This window comes from Streptomyces sp. JH14 (assembly GCF_029428675.1).
Lineage (GTDB): Bacteria > Actinomycetota > Actinomycetes > Streptomycetales > Streptomycetaceae > Streptomyces.
On record NZ_JAJNEL010000001.1, the window covers coordinates 2,359,779 to 2,378,520 of the forward strand.

An 18,742-nucleotide genomic window follows, 5' to 3' on the forward strand; every position below is an offset into this window, starting at 1 on the left:
GGGAAAAGATGACGATGTTCGACACCGTTCTTGTCGCCAACCGCGGCGAGATCGCGGTCCGGGTCATCCGGACGCTGCGCGAGCTGGGTGTGCGGTCCGTCGCCGTCTTCAGCGACGCGGACGCCGACGCCCGGCATGTACGGGAGGCAGACACCGCGGTACGGATCGGTCCCGCACCGGCCGCCGCGAGCTATCTGAACGTGCCCGCGCTGCTGGACGCGGCCCGCCACACCGGTGCGCAGGCCGTCCACCCGGGGTACGGGTTCCTCGCCGAGAACGCCGGGTTCGCGCAGGCCTGCGCGGACGCGGGGCTCGTCTTCATCGGACCGCCGGCGTCGGCGATCTCGTTGATGGGCGACAAGATCCGGGCCAAGGAGACCGTGGCGGCGGCCGGGGTTCCGGTCGTGCCCGGGTCGTCCGGCAGCGGGCTCAGCGACGCGCAGCTGGCGGATGCGGCGCGCGGAATCGGGATGCCGGTGCTGCTGAAGCCCTCGGCGGGCGGCGGCGGCAAGGGCATGCGGCTGGTGCGTGACGAGGCGCTGCTCGCCGACGAGATCGCGGCCGCCCGTCGCGAGGCCCGGGGATCGTTCGGGGACGACACCTTGCTCGTCGAGCGGTGGGTCGACCGGCCGCGCCACATCGAGATCCAGGTCCTGGCCGATGCGCACGGGAACGTGGTGCACCTCGGTGAGCGCGAGTGCTCGCTGCAGCGCCGCCACCAGAAGATCATCGAGGAGGCGCCGTCCGTCCTGCTCGACGAGAAGACCCGGACGGCGATGGGCGAGGCGGCCGTCCAGGCGGCGCGCTCCTGCGGGTATGTGGGCGCGGGCACGGTGGAGTTCATCGTCCCGGGCAACGACCCGGCCTCGTACTACTTCATGGAGATGAACACCCGCCTCCAGGTCGAGCACCCGGTCACCGAGCTGATCACCGGGATCGATCTGGTGGAGTGGCAGCTGCGGGTCGCCTCGGGCGAGCAACTTCCTTACGCACAGCAGGACGTCACGCTGACCGGGCATGCGATCGAGGCCCGGATCTGCGCGGAGGACGCGGCCCGCGGCTTTCTGCCGTCCGGCGGCACGGTGCTCTCCCTCCGCGAGCCGAACGGCCACGGCGTGCGCACCGACTCGGGTCTCGTCGAGGGGGTCGAGGTCGGCAGTCTGTACGACCCGATGCTCTCGAAGGTCATCGTCCACGGACCCGACCGGGCCACGGCGCTGCGGCGGCTGCGCGCCGCGCTGTCGGAACTGGTGATCCTGGGCGTGCCGACGAACGCCGGGTTCCTGCGGCGGCTGCTCGCCCACCCGGCGGTGGTGGCGGGCGAGCTGGACACCGGGCTGGTGGAGCGTGCGGTGGACGGGCTGGTGCCGGAGGGGGTGCCGGAGGAGGTGTACGCGGCGGCGGCGCTGCTGCGGCAGCCCGCCGCCGGGGATTCCTCCGGTTGGGCCGACCCGTTCTCGGCGGCCGACGGCTGGCGGCTGGGCGGCACCCCCGCCCGCACGGTCCGTCACTTCCGGCTGCCGGGCCACGACCCGGTGCAGGTCTCCGTGCGCACCTGCCCGGCGGGCACCGAGCTGACGTTCGGCCATGTCGGCGAGTGCGCACCGCCGACGCCCGCGACGGGGGCCTGCGGTCCGCTGGCCCCCCTGCCCGGTGGTAGAGAGACGGCCAGGGTCGTCGACGTCTCCGCGCACCGCCTCACCTTCGAACTCGCCGGTGTCACCCATACGTTCACCCACACCTCCTCCCCGGAGGGGAACTGGCTGGGCCGTGACGGGGACACCTGGCACGTCCAGGATCACGACCCCGTCGAGGCGTCCCTCACCGGCGCCGGCCGCTCCGGTGCCGACACCCTCGCCGCACCCATGCCCGGCACGGTCACGGTCGTGAAGGTGGCCGTCGGCGACGAGGTCGTCGCCGGGCAGAGTCTGCTCGTCGTCGAGGCGATGAAGATGGAACACGTCATCTCCGCCCCGCACGCCGGGACCGTCACCGAGCTCGATGTCACGGCCGGCACCACGGTCGCCATGGACCAGGTACTGGCCGTGGTGGTTCCGAACGAGGAGGAAGCATGACCGGCGGCAGTCTGCCCATGACCGTGCCCGCACCGGACCTGCCCGCCCGGGTACGCATCCACGAGGTCGGCGCCCGCGACGGGCTGCAGAACGAGAAGGCCGTCGTACCCACCGAGGTGAAGGCGGAGTTCATCCATCGCCTCGCCGCGGCCGGTCTGACCACCATCGAGGCGACCAGCTTCGTCCACCCCAAGTGGGTGCCCCAGCTCGCCGACGCGGAGGACCTGTTCCCCCGCCTCGCCGACCTCGAGGGCGTCGCGCTGCCCGTACTCGTACCGAACGAGCGCGGGCTCGACCGGGCCCTGGCGCTCGGTGCCCGCCGGATCGCCGTGTTCGGGTCGGCGACCGAGACGTTCGCCGCCCGCAATCTCAACCGCACGGTCGACGAGTCGCTCGCCATGTTCGAGCCGGTCGTGGCCCGCGCCAAGGACGACAAGGTGCATGTCCGCGGCTATCTGTCGATGTGCTTCGGCGACCCGTGGGAGGGTCCGGTCCCGGTGCACCAGGTCGTCCGCGTCGCCAAGGCGCTGATGGACCTCGGCTGCGACGAGCTCTCCCTCGGCGACACCATCGGCGTCGCCACCCCCGGCCACGTGCAGGACCTGCTCTCCGAGCTGAACGAGGAGGGCGTGCGCACCAACACCATCGGAGTGCACTTCCACGACACGTACGGCCAGGCCCTCGCCAACACCCTCGCCGCGCTCCAGCACGGAGTGACCACCGTGGACGCCTCCGCGGGCGGCCTCGGCGGCTGTCCGTACGCGAAGAGCGCCACCGGAAATCTCGCCACCGAAGACCTCGTGTGGATGCTCCACGGCCTCGGCATCGAAACCGGGGTCGACCTCGACGCGCTCACCGCCACCAGCGTGTGGCTCGCCGAGCAACTGGGCCGTCCGAGCCCGTCCCGTACCGTCCGCGCCCTCTCCCACAAGGAGTGAATCCCGTCATGTCCCTGGACCATCGGCTGACCGCCGAACACGAGGAACTGCGCCGCACCGTCGAGGAGTTCGCGCACGACGTGGTCGCCCCGAAGATCGGCGACTTCTACGAGCGCCATGAGTTCCCGTACGAGATCGTGCGCGAAATGGGGCGGATGGGCCTGTTCGGGCTGCCGTTCCCGGAGGAGTACGGGGGCATGGGCGGCGACTATCTCGCCCTCGGGATCGCCCTGGAGGAGCTGGCCCGGGTCGACTCGTCCGTGGCGATCACCCTGGAGGCCGGGGTCTCGCTCGGCGCGATGCCGGTCTACCACTTCGGTACGGAGGAGCAGAAGCGGCAGTGGCTGCCCAGGCTCTGCTCGGGCGAGGCGCTCGGCGCGTTCGGGCTGACCGAGCCGGACTGCGGGTCCGACGCGGGCGGCACCCGGACGACGGCCGTACGCGACGGCGACGAGTGGGTGATCAACGGGTCCAAGTGCTTCATCACCAACTCCGGTACGGACATCACCGCGCTGGTCACGGTCACGGCGGTGACCGGCCACAAGGAGAACGGCGCACCGCTGATCTCGTCGATCATCGTGCCGTCCGGCACCCCCGGCTTCACGGTCGCCGCCCCGTACTCCAAGGTCGGCTGGAACGCCTCGGACACCCGCGAGCTGTCCTTCGCCGACGTGCGTGTCCCGGCGGCGAACCTGCTGGGCGAGGAGGGCCGCGGGTACGCGCAGTTCCTGCGGATCCTGGACGAGGGACGGATCGCGATCTCCGCGCTGTCCACGGGTCTGGCGCAGGGCTGTGTGGACGAGTCGGTGAAGTACGCCAAGGAGCGGCACGCGTTCGGCCGGCCCATCGGCGCCAACCAGGCCATCCAGTTCAAGATCGCGGACATGGAGATGCGGGCGCACATGGCCCGGATCGGCTGGCGGGACGCGGCATCGAGGCTCGTGCACGGCGAACCGTTCAAGAAGGAGGCGGCGCTCGCGAAGCTGTACTCGTCGACGGTGGCCGTGGACAACGCGCGCGAGGCGACGCAGATCCACGGCGGCTACGGCTTCATGAACGAGTACCCGGTCGCGCGGATGTGGCGTGACTCCAAGATCCTGGAGATCGGCGAGGGCACGAGCGAGGTGCAGCGGATACTGATCGCACGGGAGCTGGGGCTGCCGGCCTGACGGTTCGAGCCGGGCGGGCCGTAATCGATTCGACGAGGTGCCGCCCGCCCCGGCAGAGTCTGTTCATGGACCCCCGGTACTGGCCCCTCTACGGGCTCCGCATCCGGACACCCCGTCCGGAACTGCGCCTTCCCGAACTGGAGTTGCTCGACGATCTCGCATCGGTCGCCGTCGGCGGGGTGCATGCGCCGGACAGCCTGCCGTTCACCGTCCCGTGGACCGACAGCGCGCCGGACGAGCGCGGCCGGGGCGTGTTCCAGCATGTGCTGGGCAGCATCGCCAACTGGTCGGCACGGGACGGGGTACTCAGCCTCGCCGTGCTGCACGAGGGCAAGTTGGTCGAGCGGCAGGACCTGGGGGCCGCGGACTTCGCGGTGACCGGCGAGGTCAACACCGGGTCGCGGCTGGGGCCGGCGCACCAAGGACAGGGCATCGGCACCGAGATGCGGGCCGCCGTGCTGCATCCGGCGTTCGCCGGGCTCGGTGCCCGGACCGCGGCGTCGTCGGCGATGACCGACAACCCGCGTTCGCCGGGCGTCTCGCGTCGGCTCGGCTGTCTGCCGGACGGACTCCAGGTGGCCGCCCTGCGGGGCGCCCCCGTCACCCTGCAGCGGCTGCGGTTCGACCGTGAGCGCCGGGAGGCGCATCGCACGGTCGACGTGCGGATCGAGGGACTCGACGCGTGCCGTGAGGACTTCGGCGGATGACGCTCCTGGTGCACACCTTCGTGCGGGGGAAGAGCGGCACCCCGCACCTGCTCGACGATCCCCCGGACGGCGGCGACATGGCGGGGTTCGAGAGCTGCCGGACCGACCTGTGGGGGTCGGAGCGGGTCCGGGCGCTCGGGGCCCGGTTCCTGCCGGAACTCGCCTCCTACGACCTGTATGTCGAACCGGAGGACATCGAGGAGTTCCTCGCCGAGTGCGAACTGCTGCGTCCGCACACGGCGGCACTCGACGCGCACTGCGGCTACCGCGAGGGCTATGTCGCCGAGCGACTGGCCAACATCACCGCGGCCGCCCGGCGGGCTCGGGACGTGGGCGGCGGAGTTCTCGTCTGGTAGCCGGCCTGCGGGCCGTTGGGCAGGGCGCCCTCTGGACAGTTGCGAAGGTTAGGCTAACCTACCTTCGAACTCGTCAGCGGGCGCCTACCGGCGCGTACGAAAGCAGACACACCCATGCCCAAGGTCCGGACCACCTCCCTCTCCCGTCGCGGCCTGCTGGCCGCCGGCGGCGCCGTCGGTCTCGGCGCCGTGCTCGCAGCCTGCGGCGACAGCGACTCGAAAGGCTCCGGCTCGGGCTCTGCTTCGAGCTCCGCGAAGGCCGGCACCTGGACGTTCAAGGACGACCGCGGCGTGACCGCCGAGGCCAAGTCGACCCCGAAGAACATCGTCGCCTTCACCGGTGTCGCCGCAGCGCTCCACGACTACGGCATCGAGGTCAAGGGCGTCTTCGGCCCGACGAAGACCGCGGACGGCAAGCCCGATGTGCAGGCCGGCGACCTCGACATCAGCAAGGTCGAGATACTCGGCAACGTCTGGGGCGAGTTCAACGTCGAGAAGTACGCCGCGCTCGGCCCGGAGCTGCTCGTCACCGCCATGTGGGAGAAGGACGCCCTCTGGTACGTGCCGGACGAGTCCAAGGACAAGATCCTCAAGCTGGCCCCGAGCGTCGCCCTGTGGGCCGCCGAGACCACGATCCCCAAGGCGATCCAGCGCCACGAGGACCTCGCCGCGTCCCTCGGCGCCGACGTCAAGGCCGCCAAGGTCATCGATGCCAAGGCCCGCTTCGAGACGGCCGCGGCCCGGTTGCGCGCAGCCGCCAAGTCGAAGCCGAACATCAAGGTCATGATCGGCTCGGCCAGCCAGGACCTCTTCTACGTCTCGCTCGCCAAGATGTCCGCGGACACCCTGTACTTCCAGGAACTGGGCGTGAAGTTCGTCGAGCCGAAGGTCAACGCCGCAGGCTTCTTCGAGGAGCTGAGCTGGGAGAACGTCGACAAGTACGACGCCGACATCATCATGATGGACAACCGCTCGTCGGCCCTGCAGCCCGACACCCTGACGTCCAAGCCCACCTGGGCGCAGCTGCCCGCCGTGAAGGCCGGCCAGGTGATCCCGCGCACCACCGAGCCGATCTACTCGTACGACAAGTGCACGCCGATCCTCGAGGACCTCGCGAAGGCCATCGAGAGCGCCAAGAAGGCCGGCTGACGCACCGGAAGCGCCGCCGGAGCACTCCGGCGGCACACATCGCAGCAACCCGGTACCGGCCCGGCCCGGCCGGGATCTTCCCGGCCGGGCCGGGCCGCGTCACCCACGCTTCCCGGTTCCTGGAAGGAGCCCTCGTATGACGACCGCCGCAGCTCCCCCCGTCGCCCCCTTCCGGTTCTTCGGCCTGACGGTCGTCCGGACCAGGCGACTGGGGCCGTCGATGCTCCGGATCACCTTCGGCGGGCCGGGACTCGACGGCTTCGCCGCCGGAGGCAGGGATCAGAGCCTGTCGCTGTTCCTGCCGCACCCCGGCCAGCGGGAACCAGTCGTTCCGGTCGATGAGGACGGCGAATGGTTCGCCGCCTGGCGGGCGTTGCCCGAGGGCGTCCGGGCCGTCATGCGCTCGTACACCGTCCGCGCGCAGCGTCGCGGCCCCGACGGTTCGACCGAAATCGATATCGACTTCGCGCTGCACGAGGACGGCGGCCCGGCCTGCCGCTGGGCCGCCGCCGCTGCCCCGGGCGACCTCCTCAAGGCCCTCGGCCCGGCCGTCGAGGACAACACGGCCGTCCGTTTCCGGCCTCCGCAGGACACCGACTGGGTGCTGATCTGGGCCGACGAGACGGCGCTGCCCGCCGCATCGGCCGCCTTGGAATGGCTGCCGGCCGGGATGCAGGCCCGGGTCTGGCTGGAGGTTCCGCACACGCAGGACCGCCAGGCGCTCAACACCGCGGCCCGCGCCCGGATCAGCTGGCTCGTCCGCGACGAGGGCGCACCGTCCGCCGTCGACGCGGTGCGCGCGGCCGAGCTCCCCGAGGGGACTCCGTACGTCTGGATCGCGGGCGAGTCGTCGGGCGTGAGGGACCTGCGTCGCCATCTGGTGCAGGAGCGTCAGTTCGACCGCAGGCGGGTCACGTTCGTCGGTTACTGGCGGCGCGGGCTGAGCGAGGAGCAGCTGCGTTCGGAAGCGGCCACCGAGGACACGTAAGGGCATGTGATCCGGACAACTTCTGCGTCCCGTGGGGGCGAGGGAACAACGCGAGTCGAAGTTAGGTTAGGCTAACCTTACTTCGGCATCGCGCCCTCGCCCCCTCCTTCTGTCCTGAGGGCCCGATGAAGATCCCCGCGTCCGGGAGGACCCCTTCATGCGTTCGCACCTGCTCAACGACACGACTGCGGAGCACTACCGTCGCTCCGTGACCGCAGGAGTCGAACGGGTCGCAGCCAAACTCGCCGCCACCGAGCGGCCGTTCACCGGAATCTCCGTCGACGAACTGTCCCCGGTCGTCGACGCGGTCGATCTGGACCGGCCGCTGGGCGACGCCACCGCCGCACTCGACGAGCTCGACCGCGTCTATCTCCGTGACGCCGTCTACTTCCACCACCCCCGCTACCTGGGCCACCTCAACTGCCCCGTGGTCATCCCCGCCGTGCTCGGCGAGGCCGTGCTCTCGGCCGTCAACTCCTCGCTGGACACCTGGGACCAGAGCGCGGGCGGCACGCTCATCGAGCGCCGGCTGATCGACTGGACCGCCGCCCGGATCGGACTCGGACCGGCGGCCGACGGCATCTTCACCAGCGGGGGCACCCAGTCCAACCTGCAGGCCCTGCTGCTCGCCCGCGAAGAGGCCAAGTCCCGCCCCGAGCACTTCAACCGGCTGCGCATCTTCACCTCCGAGTGCAGCCACTTCAGCGTCCAGAAGTCGGCGAAACTCCTCGGCCTCGGACCGGGCTCCGTCGTCTCCGTCCCGGTCGACCAGAACAAGCGCATGCAGACCGTGGCCCTGGCCCGCGCCCTGGAGCAGTGCGTCGCCGAGGGCGCCGTCCCGATGGCGGTCGTCGCCACCGCGGGCACCACGGACTTCGGCTCCATCGACCCGCTGCCCGAAATCGCCGCGCTCTGCGAGCAGTTCTCCACCTGGATGCACGTCGACGCCGCGTACGGCTGCGGACTGCTGGCCTCCCGCGGGCGCCGTCACCTCCTCGACGGCATCGAGCACGCCGACTCGGTGACCGTGGACTACCACAAGTCCTTCTTCCAGCCGGTGAGTTCGTCTGCCGTTCTGGTCCGCGACCGGGCGACGCTGCGGCACGCGACCTACCACGCGGAATACCTCAACCCGCAGCGGATGGCCGAGGAGCGCATCCCCAACCAGGTCGACAAGTCCCTGCAGACCACCCGCAGATTCGACGCCCTGAAACTGTGGATGACCCTGCGTGTCATGGGCGCGGACGGCGTCGGCGAGCTCTTCGACGAGGTCTGCGACCTGGCCGCCGAGGGCTGGCGGCTGCTCACCGCCGACCCGCGCTTCGACGTCGTCGTCGAGCCGCAGCTGTCCACCCTGGTGTTCCGCTGCATCCCGGCCGTCGTCACCTCGCCCGCCGAGATCGACCGGGCGAATCTCCACGCCCGCAAGGCGCTCTTCGCCTCCGGTGAGGCGGTGGTCGCCGGGACGAAGGTCGGTGGCCGCCAGTACCTGAAATTCACCCTGCTCAACCCTGAAACGACCGCGCGGGACATCGCCGCGGTACTCGATCTGATCGCCGGCCACGCCGAGCAGTACCTGGGAGACTCCCTTGACCGCGCTTCCTGACCCCCACGACTTCATCGGGATCGGCCTCGGCCCGTTCAACCTCGGCCTCGCCTGCCTGGCCGAGCCCGTCGACGAACTCGACGGTGTGTTCCTGGAGTCCAAGCCGGACTTCGAATGGCACTCCGGGATGTTCCTCGAAGGCGCCCACCTCCAGACGCCGTTCATGTCGGACCTGGTGACGATGGCCGACCCCACCTCGCCGTACTCGTTCCTCAACTACCTCAAGGAACGCGGCCGGCTGTACTCCTTCTACATCCGGGAGAACTTCTACCCGCTGCGGACCGAGTACAACGACTACTGCCGCTGGGCCGCCGCCAAACTGGGCAGCATCCGCTTCAACGAGACCGTCGAGTCGGTCACGTACGACGAGAGCGCCGCTCTCTACACCGTGACCACCCGCGCCGGAGGCGTGTTCCGCGCCCCGCACCTGGTCCTGGGCACGGGAACTCCCCCCTACATTCCGGAGGCCTGCCAGGGCCTGGGCGGCGACTTCCTGCACAACTCCCGCTACCTGGAGGGGAAGGCGGCGCTTCAGGCGAAGAAGTCCATCACCATCGTCGGCAGCGGGCAGAGCGCGGCGGAGATCTACTACGACCTGCTCTCCGAGATCGACGGGCACGGCTACCGGCTGAACTGGGTGACGCGCTCGCCGCGGTTCTTCCCGCTGGAGTACACCAAGCTGACGCTGGAGATGACCTCCCCGGAGTACATCGACTACTTCCACGCGCTGCCCGAGCAGACCCGCTACCGGGTGGAGTCCACCCAGAAGGGTCTCTTCAAGGGCATCGACTCGGAGCTTATCGACGCGATCTTCGATCTGCTCTACCAGAAGAACCTGCCCGGCCCCGTGCCCACCCGCCTTCTCAGCAACTCCGCGCTGAACAGCGTGCGTTACGAGGAGTCCAGCGGCACGTACACCCTGGGCCTGCGCCAGGAGGAACAGGGCAAGGACTACACCCTCAGCACCGAGGGCCTGATCCTCGCCACCGGCTACCGCTACACCCCGCCGGCCTTCCTGGAGCCGATCACCGACCGGCTGCGCCACGACAGCCGGGGCCGCTTCGACGTGGCCCGCAACTACTCCATCGACACCACCGGGCGCGGCGTCTTCCTGCAGAACGCGGGCACGCACACCCACTCGATCACCTCGCCCGACCTGGGCATGGGTGCCTACCGCAACGCATACATCATCGGCGAGCTGCTCGGCCGTGAGTACTACCCGGTCGAGAAGTCCATCGCCTTCCAGGAGTTCGCCGTATGACCACCGACCTCGGCACGTTCACCGTCCGCGCCCTCGACCCGCTCGCCGACGCCGAACTCGTGCACAGCTGGGTCACCCACCCCAAGGCCGCCTTCTGGCTGATGGGCGACGCCAGACTCCAGGACGTCGAGCGGGAGTACATGGCGATCGCCGCCCACCCTCATCACGACGCGTTCCTGGGCCTGCACGACGGGGAGCCCGCCTTCCTGATGGAGCGGTACGACCCCACCGAGGTCGAGCTCAAGGGCCTGTACGAGGCCGAGCCCGGCGACATCGGGATGCACTTCCTGGTCGCCCCGTCCGACACCCCGCTGCACGGCTTCACGCGCGCCGTCATCACCACCGTGATGGAGACGCTGTTCGCCGACCCGTCGGTACGCCGTGTGGTCGTCGAGCCCGACGCACGCAACAGCGCGGTGCACGCGCTCAACAAGGCCGTCGGCTTCGAGGTCCTCCGGGAGATCGCCAAGCCGGAGAAGAACGCCCTGATCAGCGTCTGCACCCGGGAACAGTTCGAGGCCGCGCGTCGCGAAGGAGCCGCCCGATGACCACGACCGCCGACGCCGTCGCGCACCTCACCCCCGAGCGCTGGGCCGTCGCCACCCGGCTGCTGATCCGCAAGGGGCTCGCGGAGTTCGCCCATGAGCGGCTGCTGACCCCCGAACCGCTCGGCGACGACCGCTACACGGTCCGCAGCGACGACTCCGCGACCGAGTACCGCTTCACCGCCCGGCGCTTCGCGCTCGACCACTGGCAGGTCGACGCGGCCTCCGTCACCCGTCACCGGCACGGCAGCGAACTCCCCCTGGACGCACTGGAGTTCTTCATCGAGCTGCGCGAGGCGCTCGGCCTCTCGGCGGAGATCCTGCCGGTCTACCTGGAGGAGATCTCCTCCACGCTGGCCGGCACCGCGTACAAACTGACCAAGGAGCCGGTGACCTCCGCCGGGCTCGTCGCCGCCGGCTTCCAGGCGATCGAGACGGGCATGACCGAGGGCCACCCCTGTTTCGTCGCCAACAACGGACGGCTCGGCTTCGGCGTCGACGAGTACCGCGCGTACGCCCCCGAGGCTGCGGGCGCGGTCCGGCTGGTCTGGGTCGCCGCCCACCGTGACCGCGCCACCTTCACCGCGGGCGCCGGACTCGACTACTCCACGCTGATCGAGGGCGAGCTGAGCGAGGAGACCCGGGCCCGGTTCGCGACGACGATGGCCGGCCTCGGGCTCGACCTCGACGACTACCTGCTGATACCCGTCCACCCCTGGCAGTGGTGGAACAAGCTCGCCGTCACCTTCGCCGGCGAGCTCGCCCGGCGCCACCTGGTCTGCCTCGGCGAGGGCGAGGACACATATCTCGCCCAGCAGTCGATCCGTACGTTCTTCAACACCAGCAACCCGGACCGGCACTACGTCAAGACGGCGCTGTCCGTCCTCAACATGGGCTTCATGCGCGGGCTGTCCGCCGCGTACATGGAGGCGACGCCCGCGATCAACGACTGGCTGTCCGGGCTGATCGAGCGTGACGAGGTACTGCGCGCCGCGCGGTTCTCGATCATCCGGGAGCGGGCGGCCATCGGCTACCACCACCGCGCGTACGAGGCGGCCACCGCCAAGGGCTCCCCGTACCTCAAAATGCTCGCCGCGCTCTGGCGGGAGAGCCCCGTGCCCGGCCTGGCGGCCGGTGAGCGGGTCGCGACGATGGCCTCGCTCGTCCACACCGACCACGAGGGCGGCTCCGTCGCGGCCGCGCTGATCGCCGAGTCGGGACTGGCCCCCGCCGACTGGCTGCGACGCTACCTGGACGCCTATCTGGTGCCGGTACTGCACAGCTTCTACGCCTACGACCTGGTGTACATGCCGCACGGCGAGAACGTCATCCTGGTGATCGAGGACGGAGTCGTCACCCGCACGGTCTTCAAGGACATCGCCGAGGAGATCGCGGTCATGGACCCGGACGCGGTGCTGCCGCCCCAGGTCGAACGGGTCCGCGCCGAGGTCCCCGACGAAATGAAGCTGCTGTCGGTCTTCACCGACGTCTTCGACTGCTACTTCCGCTTCCTGGCCGCCGGACTCGCCACCGAGGGGGTCCTCGACGAAGACACCTTCTGGCGGACGGTCGCCGCGTGCGTCTGCGGGTACCAGGAGTCGGTGCCGCAGCTGGCCGAGAAGTTCAAGCAGTACGACATGTTCACCGAGGAGTTCGCACTCTCCTGCCTGAACCGGCTGCAGCTGCGCAACAACAGGCAGATGGTCGACCTGACGGACCCGTCGGGAGCACTGCAGCTGATCGGCACCCTGAGGAACCCGATCGCGGGGTTCTAGGCTCCGATCGCCGGACGGGCCCGGAGGATCCGGGCCCGGCCGGCGATCGGGCATGCGGGCGCCGGCCGGACGCCCGGTCACCTCACTGCGTGGGCCACGGCACCTGCGGGGAGCGGTAGTAATCGATCCCCAGCGCCGAGAACCTCAGCCCCTGCGCCGCGAGGCGCACCTTGTACGCGTCCCAGTCGTGCGTGGACGCCGGCGACCAGCCCAGCTCCGCAACCCCCGGCAGCCGCGGGAACGCCATCTGCTCGACCTCGTCGCTGTTGGTCAGCGTCTCCGACCAGATCGGCGCCTCGACACCGAGGATCGAGCTCTCCGGGGCGCCCTCCAGGTAGGTGCCGGGGTTCCAGTCGTACGAGCGCTGCACCTCGACGTAGCCGGCCCAGGCCAGCCCCAGCGCGGTGTCCCTGTCGTACTTCATGTCGAGGTAGACCCGGTCCGCAGGGGACAGCACCAGCTTCGTGCCGTTCGTCGCGGCGTCCGCCACCTGCTTGCGCTCGGCGGCGCCCGTCGCGTCGTACCCCCAGTACTGGGCGACCGCGCCCGCGACCGGCTTGGCCCCGGTCAGCTGGTGCCAGCCGACCACGGTCTTGCCGTGCTTGCCGACGATGGCCTGTGCCTTGTCCATGAACGCCACATAGTCGTCGTGGCCGGTGGAGTGCGCCTCGTCGCCGCCGATGTGGATGTACCTGCCGGGCGTGAGCGCGGCCAGCTCACGGACCACGTCGTTCACGAAGTCGTATGTGACGGCCTTCGGCGTGCACAGCGAGCTGAAACCGACGTCCGTGCCGGTGTAGGGCGGCGGCGCGACGCCGTCGCAGTTCAGCTCGGCGTAGGAGGCGAGTGCCGCGTTCGTGTGGCCGGGCAGATCGATCTCGGGTACGACCTCCAGATAGCGCGAGGCCGCGTACCGGACGATCTCCTTGTAGTCGCTCTTCGTGTAGTAGCCGCCGGTACCCCCGCCGACCTCCGTCTGCCCTCCGTACGTGGCCAGCCGCGGCCAGGAATCTATGGCGATGCGCCAGCCCTGGTCGTCGGAGAGATGCAGATGGAGCTTGTTCATCTTGTAGAGCGCGATCTGGTCGATGTAACGCTTGACCTCGGCGACGGAGAAGAAGTGCCGGGAGACATCGAGCATCGCCCCCCGGTACGCATAGCGCGGCGCGTCGGTGACCGTGCCGCCCGCGACCTTCCACGGGCCCTTCTGACGGCTGTTCATCTCCACCTGGTCCGGGAGCAGCTGACGCAGCGTCTGAACGCCGTGGAAGAGCCCTGCAGGACCACGTGCGGTGATGGTGACGGACCCGGGAGCGGACTTCAGCGTGTAGCCCTCGGCGCCCAGCTCGCCGTCGTGGGAGCCGAGCCGCAGCCGGATGCCGTCACCGCCGTCGTGGTCGGTGACGGGCAGGGCATAGCCGGTTGAGGGGCGCAGCACGCCCGCCAGATAGTCACCGATCTTCCGGGCCTCGCGAGAGCCGTCGTCGACGCGGATCTTCGTCCCTGCGGTGATGGTGTACGGGGATCCGCCCGGCCTCACCCGGGCGGGTGCGGGCACGATCTGCCCGAGCGGACGGGGTGAACCGGCGGACTGGCCACTGGTGGCCGCCGCCGCCCCCTGCGGAACTGCTCCTGCGCTGGAGATACCGGCCGCCGTGACGAGCAGCAACGAGCCGAGAAGGCGGGGAAGGGCGGTGCGTTGTGTTTTGTGCACTCTCACAAGCCGGGTCCCTTTCGACGGGTTCACACCTGCGGATCTCCTGAGCAACCGAGCATCGCCATGCGTATCGCGCGCCCCCCGCACGGTCAAGGTGTAGACCACTTCCCCGTTTCTCCGCCGAGGAATCTGCCGCACGGGGGGATTCATCCGAGGGGGCGTCCACCGCGCTTTACACCTGAGTGACACATTCGTGACTTCGAGTAATAAAAACAGCAAACAATGCCGCTTCGTTCCCCACGGAGAAGGCAATCACGGTCATCCCTGCCCGATATCGGGCAGAATTGTTGCACACAGCCCGCATCCACCGCAGTATCGACGAGTGCTCGAACGCCGCCCGTCGCATGACGACCTCATCGATCATCTGGTGCGCTCCACCACGCTTCAGCGTGGTGAGGCAGCCCGGGTGATCCTCGACGTGCTGGCGTACTTCGACGAGACGACCGACGACTTCGTCCGCCGCCGCCACCGCGAGCTGCAGTCCGGCGGCCTGGTGAACGCGGAGATCTTCGAGCGGATCGCGGCCGAGCTGCCGCATCGTGCGGTCGCGCCGCCGGAGCTCTCGCTCCGCCAGCTGCGCCGCATCGTCTACGGCTGAGCAACGGGCACCAACAAGTACGTCGATGGAGGGGCAGAGACTCTATGTGCGGAATCGTCGGATACATCGGAAAGCGTGACGTGGCTCCGCTGCTGCTGGAAGGGCTGCAGCGGCTGGAGTACCGGGGTTACGACTCCGCGGGCATCGTCATCACCGGCAAGGCCGCGGCCGGCAAGCCCGCCGCGCTGAAGATGGTCAAGGCGAAGGGCCGGGTGCGCGAGCTGGAGGCCCGCGTCCCCAAGCGCTTCAACGGCACCACCGGTATCGCCCACACCCGCTGGGCCACCCACGGCGCCCCGAGCGACGAGAACGCGCACCCGCACCTGGACGCCGACCACAAGGTCGCCGTCGTCCACAACGGCATCGTCGACAACGCCTCCGAGCTCCGTGCGAAGCTCGTCGCCGACGGCGTCGTCTTCCTCTCCGAGACCGACACCGAGGTGCTGGTCCACCTGATCGCCCGCGCCCAGGCGGACACCCTGGAGGAGAAGGTCCGCGAGGCCCTGCGCTCGGTCGAGGGCACGTACGGCATCGCCGTCATGCACGCCGACTTCAGCGACCGCATCGTCGTCGCCCGCAACGGCTCCCCGGTCGTCCTCGGCATCGGCGAGAAGGAGATGTTCGTCGCCTCCGACGTCGCCGCGCTGGTCGCCCACACCCGCCAGGTCGTCACCCTCGACGACGGCGAGATGGCCACCCTGAAGGCCGACGACTTCCGTACGTACACCACCGAGGGCTCCAGCACGACGGCCACGCCGACCACCGTGGAGTGGGAGGCCGAGTCGTACGACATGGGCGGCCACGACACGTACATGCACAAGGAGATCTCCGAGCAGGCCGACGCCGTCGACCGGGTGCTGCGCGGCCGGATCGACGACCGGTTCTCCACCGTCCACCTGGGCGGCCTCAACCTGGACGCCCGTGAGGCGCGCGGGGTCCGCCGGATCAAGATCCTGGGCTGCGGCACCTCATACCACGCGGGCCAGATCGGCGCCCAGCTGATCGAGGAGCTGGCCCGCATCCCCGCGGACGCCGAACCCGCCTCCGAGTTCCGCTACCGCAACCCGGTCGTCGACCCCGACACCCTGTACGTCGCCGTCTCCCAGTCCGGCGAGACGTACGACGTGCTGGCCGCTGTCCAGGAGCTCAAGCGCAAGGGCGCCCGGGTCCTCGGCGTGGTCAATGTGGTCGGCTCGGCGATCGCCCGCGAGGCCGACGGCGGTACGTACGTCCACGCCGGTCCCGAGGTCTGCGTCGTCTCCACCAAGTGCTTCACCAACACGGTGGTCGCATTCGCGCTGCTCGCACTGCACCTGGGCCGGATCCGCGACCTGTCGGTCGCCGACGGCAAGCGGATCATCGAGGGCCTGCGCAAGCTGCCCGCCCAGATCACCGAGATCCTCGAGAACGAGGACGAGATCAAGAAGCTGGCCGCCGAGTACGCCGACGCCAAGTCGATGATGTTCATCGGCCGGGTGCGCGGCTACCCCGTCGCCCGTGAGGCCTCGCTGAAGCTCAAGGAGGTCTCGTACATCCACGCCGAGGCCTACCCGGCGTCCGAGCTGAAGCACGGCCCGCTGGCTCTGATCGAGCCCTCGATGCCGACGGTCGCGATCGTGCCCGACGACGACCTGCTGGAGAAGAACCGTGCCGCGATGGAGGAGATCAAGGCCCGCAGCGGCCGGATCCTCGCGGTCGCGCACCAGGTGCAGGAGAAGGCCGACCACACCATCGTCGTGCCGAAGAACGAGGACGAGCTGGACCCGATCCTGATGGGTATCCCGCTCCAGCTCTTCGCGTACCACACGGCGCTGGCCATGGGCCGCGACATCGACAAGCCGCGGAACCTGGCGAAGTCCGTCACGGTCGAGTAGGCACCGCCCGCCGTACGCAGCAGAGAGCGGCCCCGCACCGCGCCACCATGGGTGCGGGGCCGCTCTCTCTCGTTGGCCGGTGCCGACCTGGTCGCACCGGCCGGTCGCTGCCTCAGCCGGTGGCCGTCACGCCTCGGCCGGCAGCACGCTTCGGCAGCACCGTCGGCCACTTGGCCAGCGCCGCCGTCGCCCCGTACCAGGCGGCGAGACCGGCGAGCGCGGCCAGCCAGCCGCCGACCTTGCCGAGCCCGTCACTGCCGGCGAACTGTCCGACGCCCAGGAGCAGAAGCCCCAGGAACAGCAGCCCGTACATCCCCTGCGTGAGCAGACCGCCGCCGGCCGCCCCGAGGGTCAGACTCAGTGCGAACAGCGCCCAGAGCAGCAGGAACAGCCCCGCCGCATGAGCGGAGACTTGGGCATCGGCACCGGTGCCCCAGGTGAACCAGAAGGCGCCGAGGCCGACGAAGGCCGTGCCGGTGAAGCTGCTGCCCGCGCGGAACTCCAGCAGTCCGGCGACGAACAGGGCTATACCGCCGACATACAGCGCGAGCGAGACGGCGTCGGCCGCCGTCACACCGTCGATGACTCCGGTGTGACCGACGCCGAACGCCAACAGGGTGAGTCCCAGGGCGAGATGGCCGAGGGTGGAGGTGCTGCTGTTCCCCGCAGAGACGTCATTGTCCACGGCGGGCTCCCTTCAAGGCAGTGGTGCTGTTTCCCAGTGACCCTTATGTACCCTTCACAAGCGCACAATCCACCTCTACGGGCGAGTAGATTGCCTGTTTTCATGGGCGAGTTGACGCCACGTCGGGAAAGCACCGGAAAGAGACCGTCAGGTCCGGCGAGCACCCGCGACGACGCCCGCCGGGGATCCGCTAGGGAATGACCACGACCGGGCGCTGCGCGCGCCTCGCCAGCCGCCCCGCGACCGAGCCGAAGATCCGGCCGACGACGCCGTGCGTCGAGCCGACGACGATCGCGTCGGCGGAGTACTCCCGGCCGACGTCCTCCAGCTCGTGGCAGATGTCACCGCCGCGCTCGACGAGCACCCACGGCACCTCGGAGAGGTAGTCCGCGCACGCGAGCTCCAGTCCGAGGACCTCGGTGCGGTGGTCGGGCACATCGACGAAGACGGGAGGCTCGCAGCCCGCCCAGACCGTGGTCGGCAGCCGGTTGGCGACATGGACGATGATCAGGCCGGAACCCGATCTCCGGGCCATCCCGATCGCATAGGCGAGGGCTCGCTCGCTGGACATGGAGCCGTCGAATCCGACCACGACCCCATGCCGGAAGGCGGGATCGCAGGAATGACGTGTTTCTTCGGCCGCCTGCTGGTCCGACAGAGGGTCGGCTACCTGCTTGCGGTCCGCGGGTTCGGGGATTTCGTGACCGGCCATCGGTGTCTCGGCGAAGAGAGTCCTCGTGAGGAGTGAGCGGTTTGGGGAAGGTGTTTCGGCGGGCGGTGTCGTGGTGTCCGGGAATCATCTTCCCAACCCCTTACCCCTAAGGGTACGGCGCCACTCCTCCACTGCCCAGACCCCCGCAAAGCGCTTGCGACGTCCCAGGGAGCATGCCCGAGGCCGCCCCGTATGGCAATGCCGGTTGCGCGGTACACCGAGCCGCCCGCGACCACGACGCGACGGATCGAGGGGGCGCAACCGGACGACGACGCTCGGTGAGCGGGCACGGCGGGCACCGTTGGTGACACCCGTGCGCCACCGAGTCACCGGAACGCACCGGGCACGCCGGGGGTCCGCACCGCCCCTCCCCCGCCGCCGCCCGCCGGCTCCCATCCCGCGGGTTCGGCCGCGGGAACAGGCCGACACAGTCGCCGCCTCGGGGTCGTCCGGCGGTCGAATGACGGATTCAAGCATCCGCAACCGCATGTTTTCAGCCAACTTCTGACCCCTGTCACCTGCTTGGGGAATTGGCCGATCAACCCCCTTGCCAGCAGGCAAGAAGAGACCAGGCGGTACGCTTCCAA

Annotated in this window: 16 protein-coding genes; 13 read left to right on the forward strand and 3 right to left on the reverse strand. The window is 69.7% G+C overall.

The features are described from left to right. Window positions 1-8 precede the first annotated feature (8 nt). The 11 genes from LRD69_RS10605 (at window position 9) to LRD69_RS10655 (ending at window position 12,569) form a co-directional block, all read left to right on the forward strand. The gene (locus LRD69_RS10605) at window positions 9-2,075 is read left to right on the forward strand and encodes an acetyl/propionyl/methylcrotonyl-CoA carboxylase subunit alpha (protein ID WP_277326319.1); all 2,067 of its coding nucleotides are present in this window, start codon (window positions 9-11) and stop codon (window positions 2,073-2,075) included. Continuing rightward, window positions 2,072-3,013, forward strand: coding sequence for a hydroxymethylglutaryl-CoA lyase (locus LRD69_RS10610; RefSeq protein WP_277326320.1), 942 nt, complete (start codon window positions 2,072-2,074; stop codon window positions 3,011-3,013). The genes LRD69_RS10605 and LRD69_RS10610 overlap by 4 nt, the downstream gene beginning before the upstream one ends. Before the next feature lie 8 nt (window positions 3,014-3,021). Next, on the forward strand, window positions 3,022-4,182 hold the full coding sequence (locus LRD69_RS10615; RefSeq protein WP_277326321.1) for an acyl-CoA dehydrogenase family protein: 1,161 nt from the start codon (window positions 3,022-3,024) through the stop codon (window positions 4,180-4,182). A gap of 65 nt (window positions 4,183-4,247) precedes the next feature. Then, window positions 4,248-4,889: a GNAT family N-acetyltransferase gene (locus LRD69_RS10620; protein WP_277326322.1), complete on the forward strand. Its 642-nt coding sequence runs from the start codon at window positions 4,248-4,250 to the stop codon at window positions 4,887-4,889. Next, on the forward strand, window positions 4,886-5,245 hold the full coding sequence (locus LRD69_RS10625; RefSeq protein WP_277326323.1) for a hypothetical protein: 360 nt from the start codon (window positions 4,886-4,888) through the stop codon (window positions 5,243-5,245). The genes LRD69_RS10620 and LRD69_RS10625 overlap by 4 nt, the downstream gene beginning before the upstream one ends. Window positions 5,246-5,359: 114 nt before the next feature. Next, window positions 5,360-6,394: an ABC transporter substrate-binding protein gene (locus LRD69_RS10630; protein WP_277326324.1), complete on the forward strand. Its 1,035-nt coding sequence runs from the start codon at window positions 5,360-5,362 to the stop codon at window positions 6,392-6,394. A 136-nt stretch (window positions 6,395-6,530) separates the two neighbouring features. Beyond that, the gene (locus LRD69_RS10635) at window positions 6,531-7,382 is read left to right on the forward strand and encodes a siderophore-interacting protein (RefSeq protein ID WP_277326325.1); all 852 of its coding nucleotides are present in this window, start codon (window positions 6,531-6,533) and stop codon (window positions 7,380-7,382) included. A 157-nt stretch (window positions 7,383-7,539) separates the two neighbouring features. Then, a complete protein-coding gene (locus tag LRD69_RS10640) occupies window positions 7,540-8,988 on the forward strand; it encodes an aspartate aminotransferase family protein (protein ID WP_277326326.1) in 1,449 nt (482 codons plus the stop codon). Beyond that, complete coding sequence (locus LRD69_RS10645; RefSeq protein WP_277326327.1) at window positions 8,972-10,249, forward strand: lysine N(6)-hydroxylase/L-ornithine N(5)-oxygenase family protein; 1,278 nt, start codon at window positions 8,972-8,974, stop codon at window positions 10,247-10,249. Before LRD69_RS10640 ends, LRD69_RS10645 begins: the two co-directional genes overlap by 17 nt. Next, window positions 10,246-10,797, forward strand: coding sequence for a GNAT family N-acetyltransferase (locus tag LRD69_RS10650; protein ID WP_277326328.1), 552 nt, complete (start codon window positions 10,246-10,248; stop codon window positions 10,795-10,797). The genes LRD69_RS10645 and LRD69_RS10650 overlap by 4 nt, the downstream gene beginning before the upstream one ends. Then, window positions 10,794-12,569 carry an IucA/IucC family siderophore biosynthesis protein gene (locus tag LRD69_RS10655; protein ID WP_277326329.1) on the forward strand — a complete coding sequence of 592 codons (1,776 nt, stop codon included), beginning with the start codon at window positions 10,794-10,796 and terminating at the stop codon, window positions 12,567-12,569. The genes LRD69_RS10650 and LRD69_RS10655 overlap by 4 nt, the downstream gene beginning before the upstream one ends. An 82-nt stretch (window positions 12,570-12,651) precedes the next feature. Here LRD69_RS10655 and LRD69_RS10660 read toward each other — a convergent pair whose 3' ends face one another. Further along, a complete protein-coding gene (locus LRD69_RS10660) occupies window positions 12,652-14,289 on the reverse strand; it encodes a beta-N-acetylhexosaminidase (protein ID WP_277326330.1) in 1,638 nt (545 codons plus the stop codon). A gap of 319 nt (window positions 14,290-14,608) precedes the next feature. Between LRD69_RS10660 and LRD69_RS10665 the strand changes: the two genes are divergently transcribed. Continuing rightward, complete coding sequence (locus LRD69_RS10665; RefSeq protein WP_277326331.1) at window positions 14,609-14,884, forward strand: hypothetical protein; 276 nt, start codon at window positions 14,609-14,611, stop codon at window positions 14,882-14,884. Between the two features lie 44 nt (window positions 14,885-14,928). Further along, entirely contained in the window at window positions 14,929-16,758 is a 1,830-nt protein-coding gene (gene glmS / locus LRD69_RS10670; protein WP_277326332.1) for a glutamine--fructose-6-phosphate transaminase (isomerizing), read from the forward strand. A gap of 112 nt (window positions 16,759-16,870) precedes the next feature. On the opposite strand, the gene LRD69_RS10675 is transcribed toward glmS, so the two are convergent. Beyond that, window positions 16,871-17,443, reverse strand: coding sequence for an acetate uptake transporter (locus tag LRD69_RS10675; RefSeq protein ID WP_277326333.1), 573 nt, complete (start codon window positions 17,441-17,443; stop codon window positions 16,871-16,873). A 190-nt stretch (window positions 17,444-17,633) separates the two neighbouring features. Next, window positions 17,634-18,155 carry a universal stress protein gene (locus LRD69_RS10680; protein ID WP_277326334.1) on the reverse strand — a complete coding sequence of 174 codons (522 nt, stop codon included), beginning with the start codon at window positions 18,153-18,155 and terminating at the stop codon, window positions 17,634-17,636. Between the last annotated feature and the right edge of the window lie 587 nt (window positions 18,156-18,742).

What these genes read in the sequence shown, in the direction of transcription:
- LRD69_RS10630 (WP_277326324.1), top strand. Translation starts at nt 5,360, where the DNA reads ATGCCCAAGGTCCGGACCACCTCCCTCTCCCGTCGCGGCCTGCTGGCC.
- LRD69_RS10635 (WP_277326325.1), top strand. Translation starts at nt 6,531, where the DNA reads ATGACGACCGCCGCAGCTCCCCCCGTCGCCCCCTTCCGGTTCTTCGGC.
- LRD69_RS10640 (WP_277326326.1), top strand. Translation starts at nt 7,540, where the DNA reads ATGCGTTCGCACCTGCTCAACGACACGACTGCGGAGCACTACCGTCGC.
- LRD69_RS10605 (WP_277326319.1), top strand. Translation starts at nt 9, where the DNA reads ATGACGATGTTCGACACCGTTCTTGTCGCCAACCGCGGCGAGATCGCG.
- LRD69_RS10620 (WP_277326322.1), top strand. Translation starts at nt 4,248, where the DNA reads ATGGACCCCCGGTACTGGCCCCTCTACGGGCTCCGCATCCGGACACCC.
- LRD69_RS10615 (WP_277326321.1), top strand. Translation starts at nt 3,022, where the DNA reads ATGTCCCTGGACCATCGGCTGACCGCCGAACACGAGGAACTGCGCCGC.
- LRD69_RS10625 (WP_277326323.1), top strand. Translation starts at nt 4,886, where the DNA reads ATGACGCTCCTGGTGCACACCTTCGTGCGGGGGAAGAGCGGCACCCCG.
- LRD69_RS10610 (WP_277326320.1), top strand. Translation starts at nt 2,072, where the DNA reads ATGACCGGCGGCAGTCTGCCCATGACCGTGCCCGCACCGGACCTGCCC.
- LRD69_RS10650 (WP_277326328.1), top strand. Translation starts at nt 10,246, where the DNA reads ATGACCACCGACCTCGGCACGTTCACCGTCCGCGCCCTCGACCCGCTC.
- LRD69_RS10655 (WP_277326329.1), top strand. Translation starts at nt 10,794, where the DNA reads ATGACCACGACCGCCGACGCCGTCGCGCACCTCACCCCCGAGCGCTGG.
- glmS (WP_277326332.1), top strand. Translation starts at nt 14,929, where the DNA reads ATGTGCGGAATCGTCGGATACATCGGAAAGCGTGACGTGGCTCCGCTG.
- LRD69_RS10680 (WP_277326334.1), bottom strand. Translation starts at nt 18,155, where the DNA reads ATGGCCGGTCACGAAATCCCCGAACCCGCGGACCGCAAGCAGGTAGCC.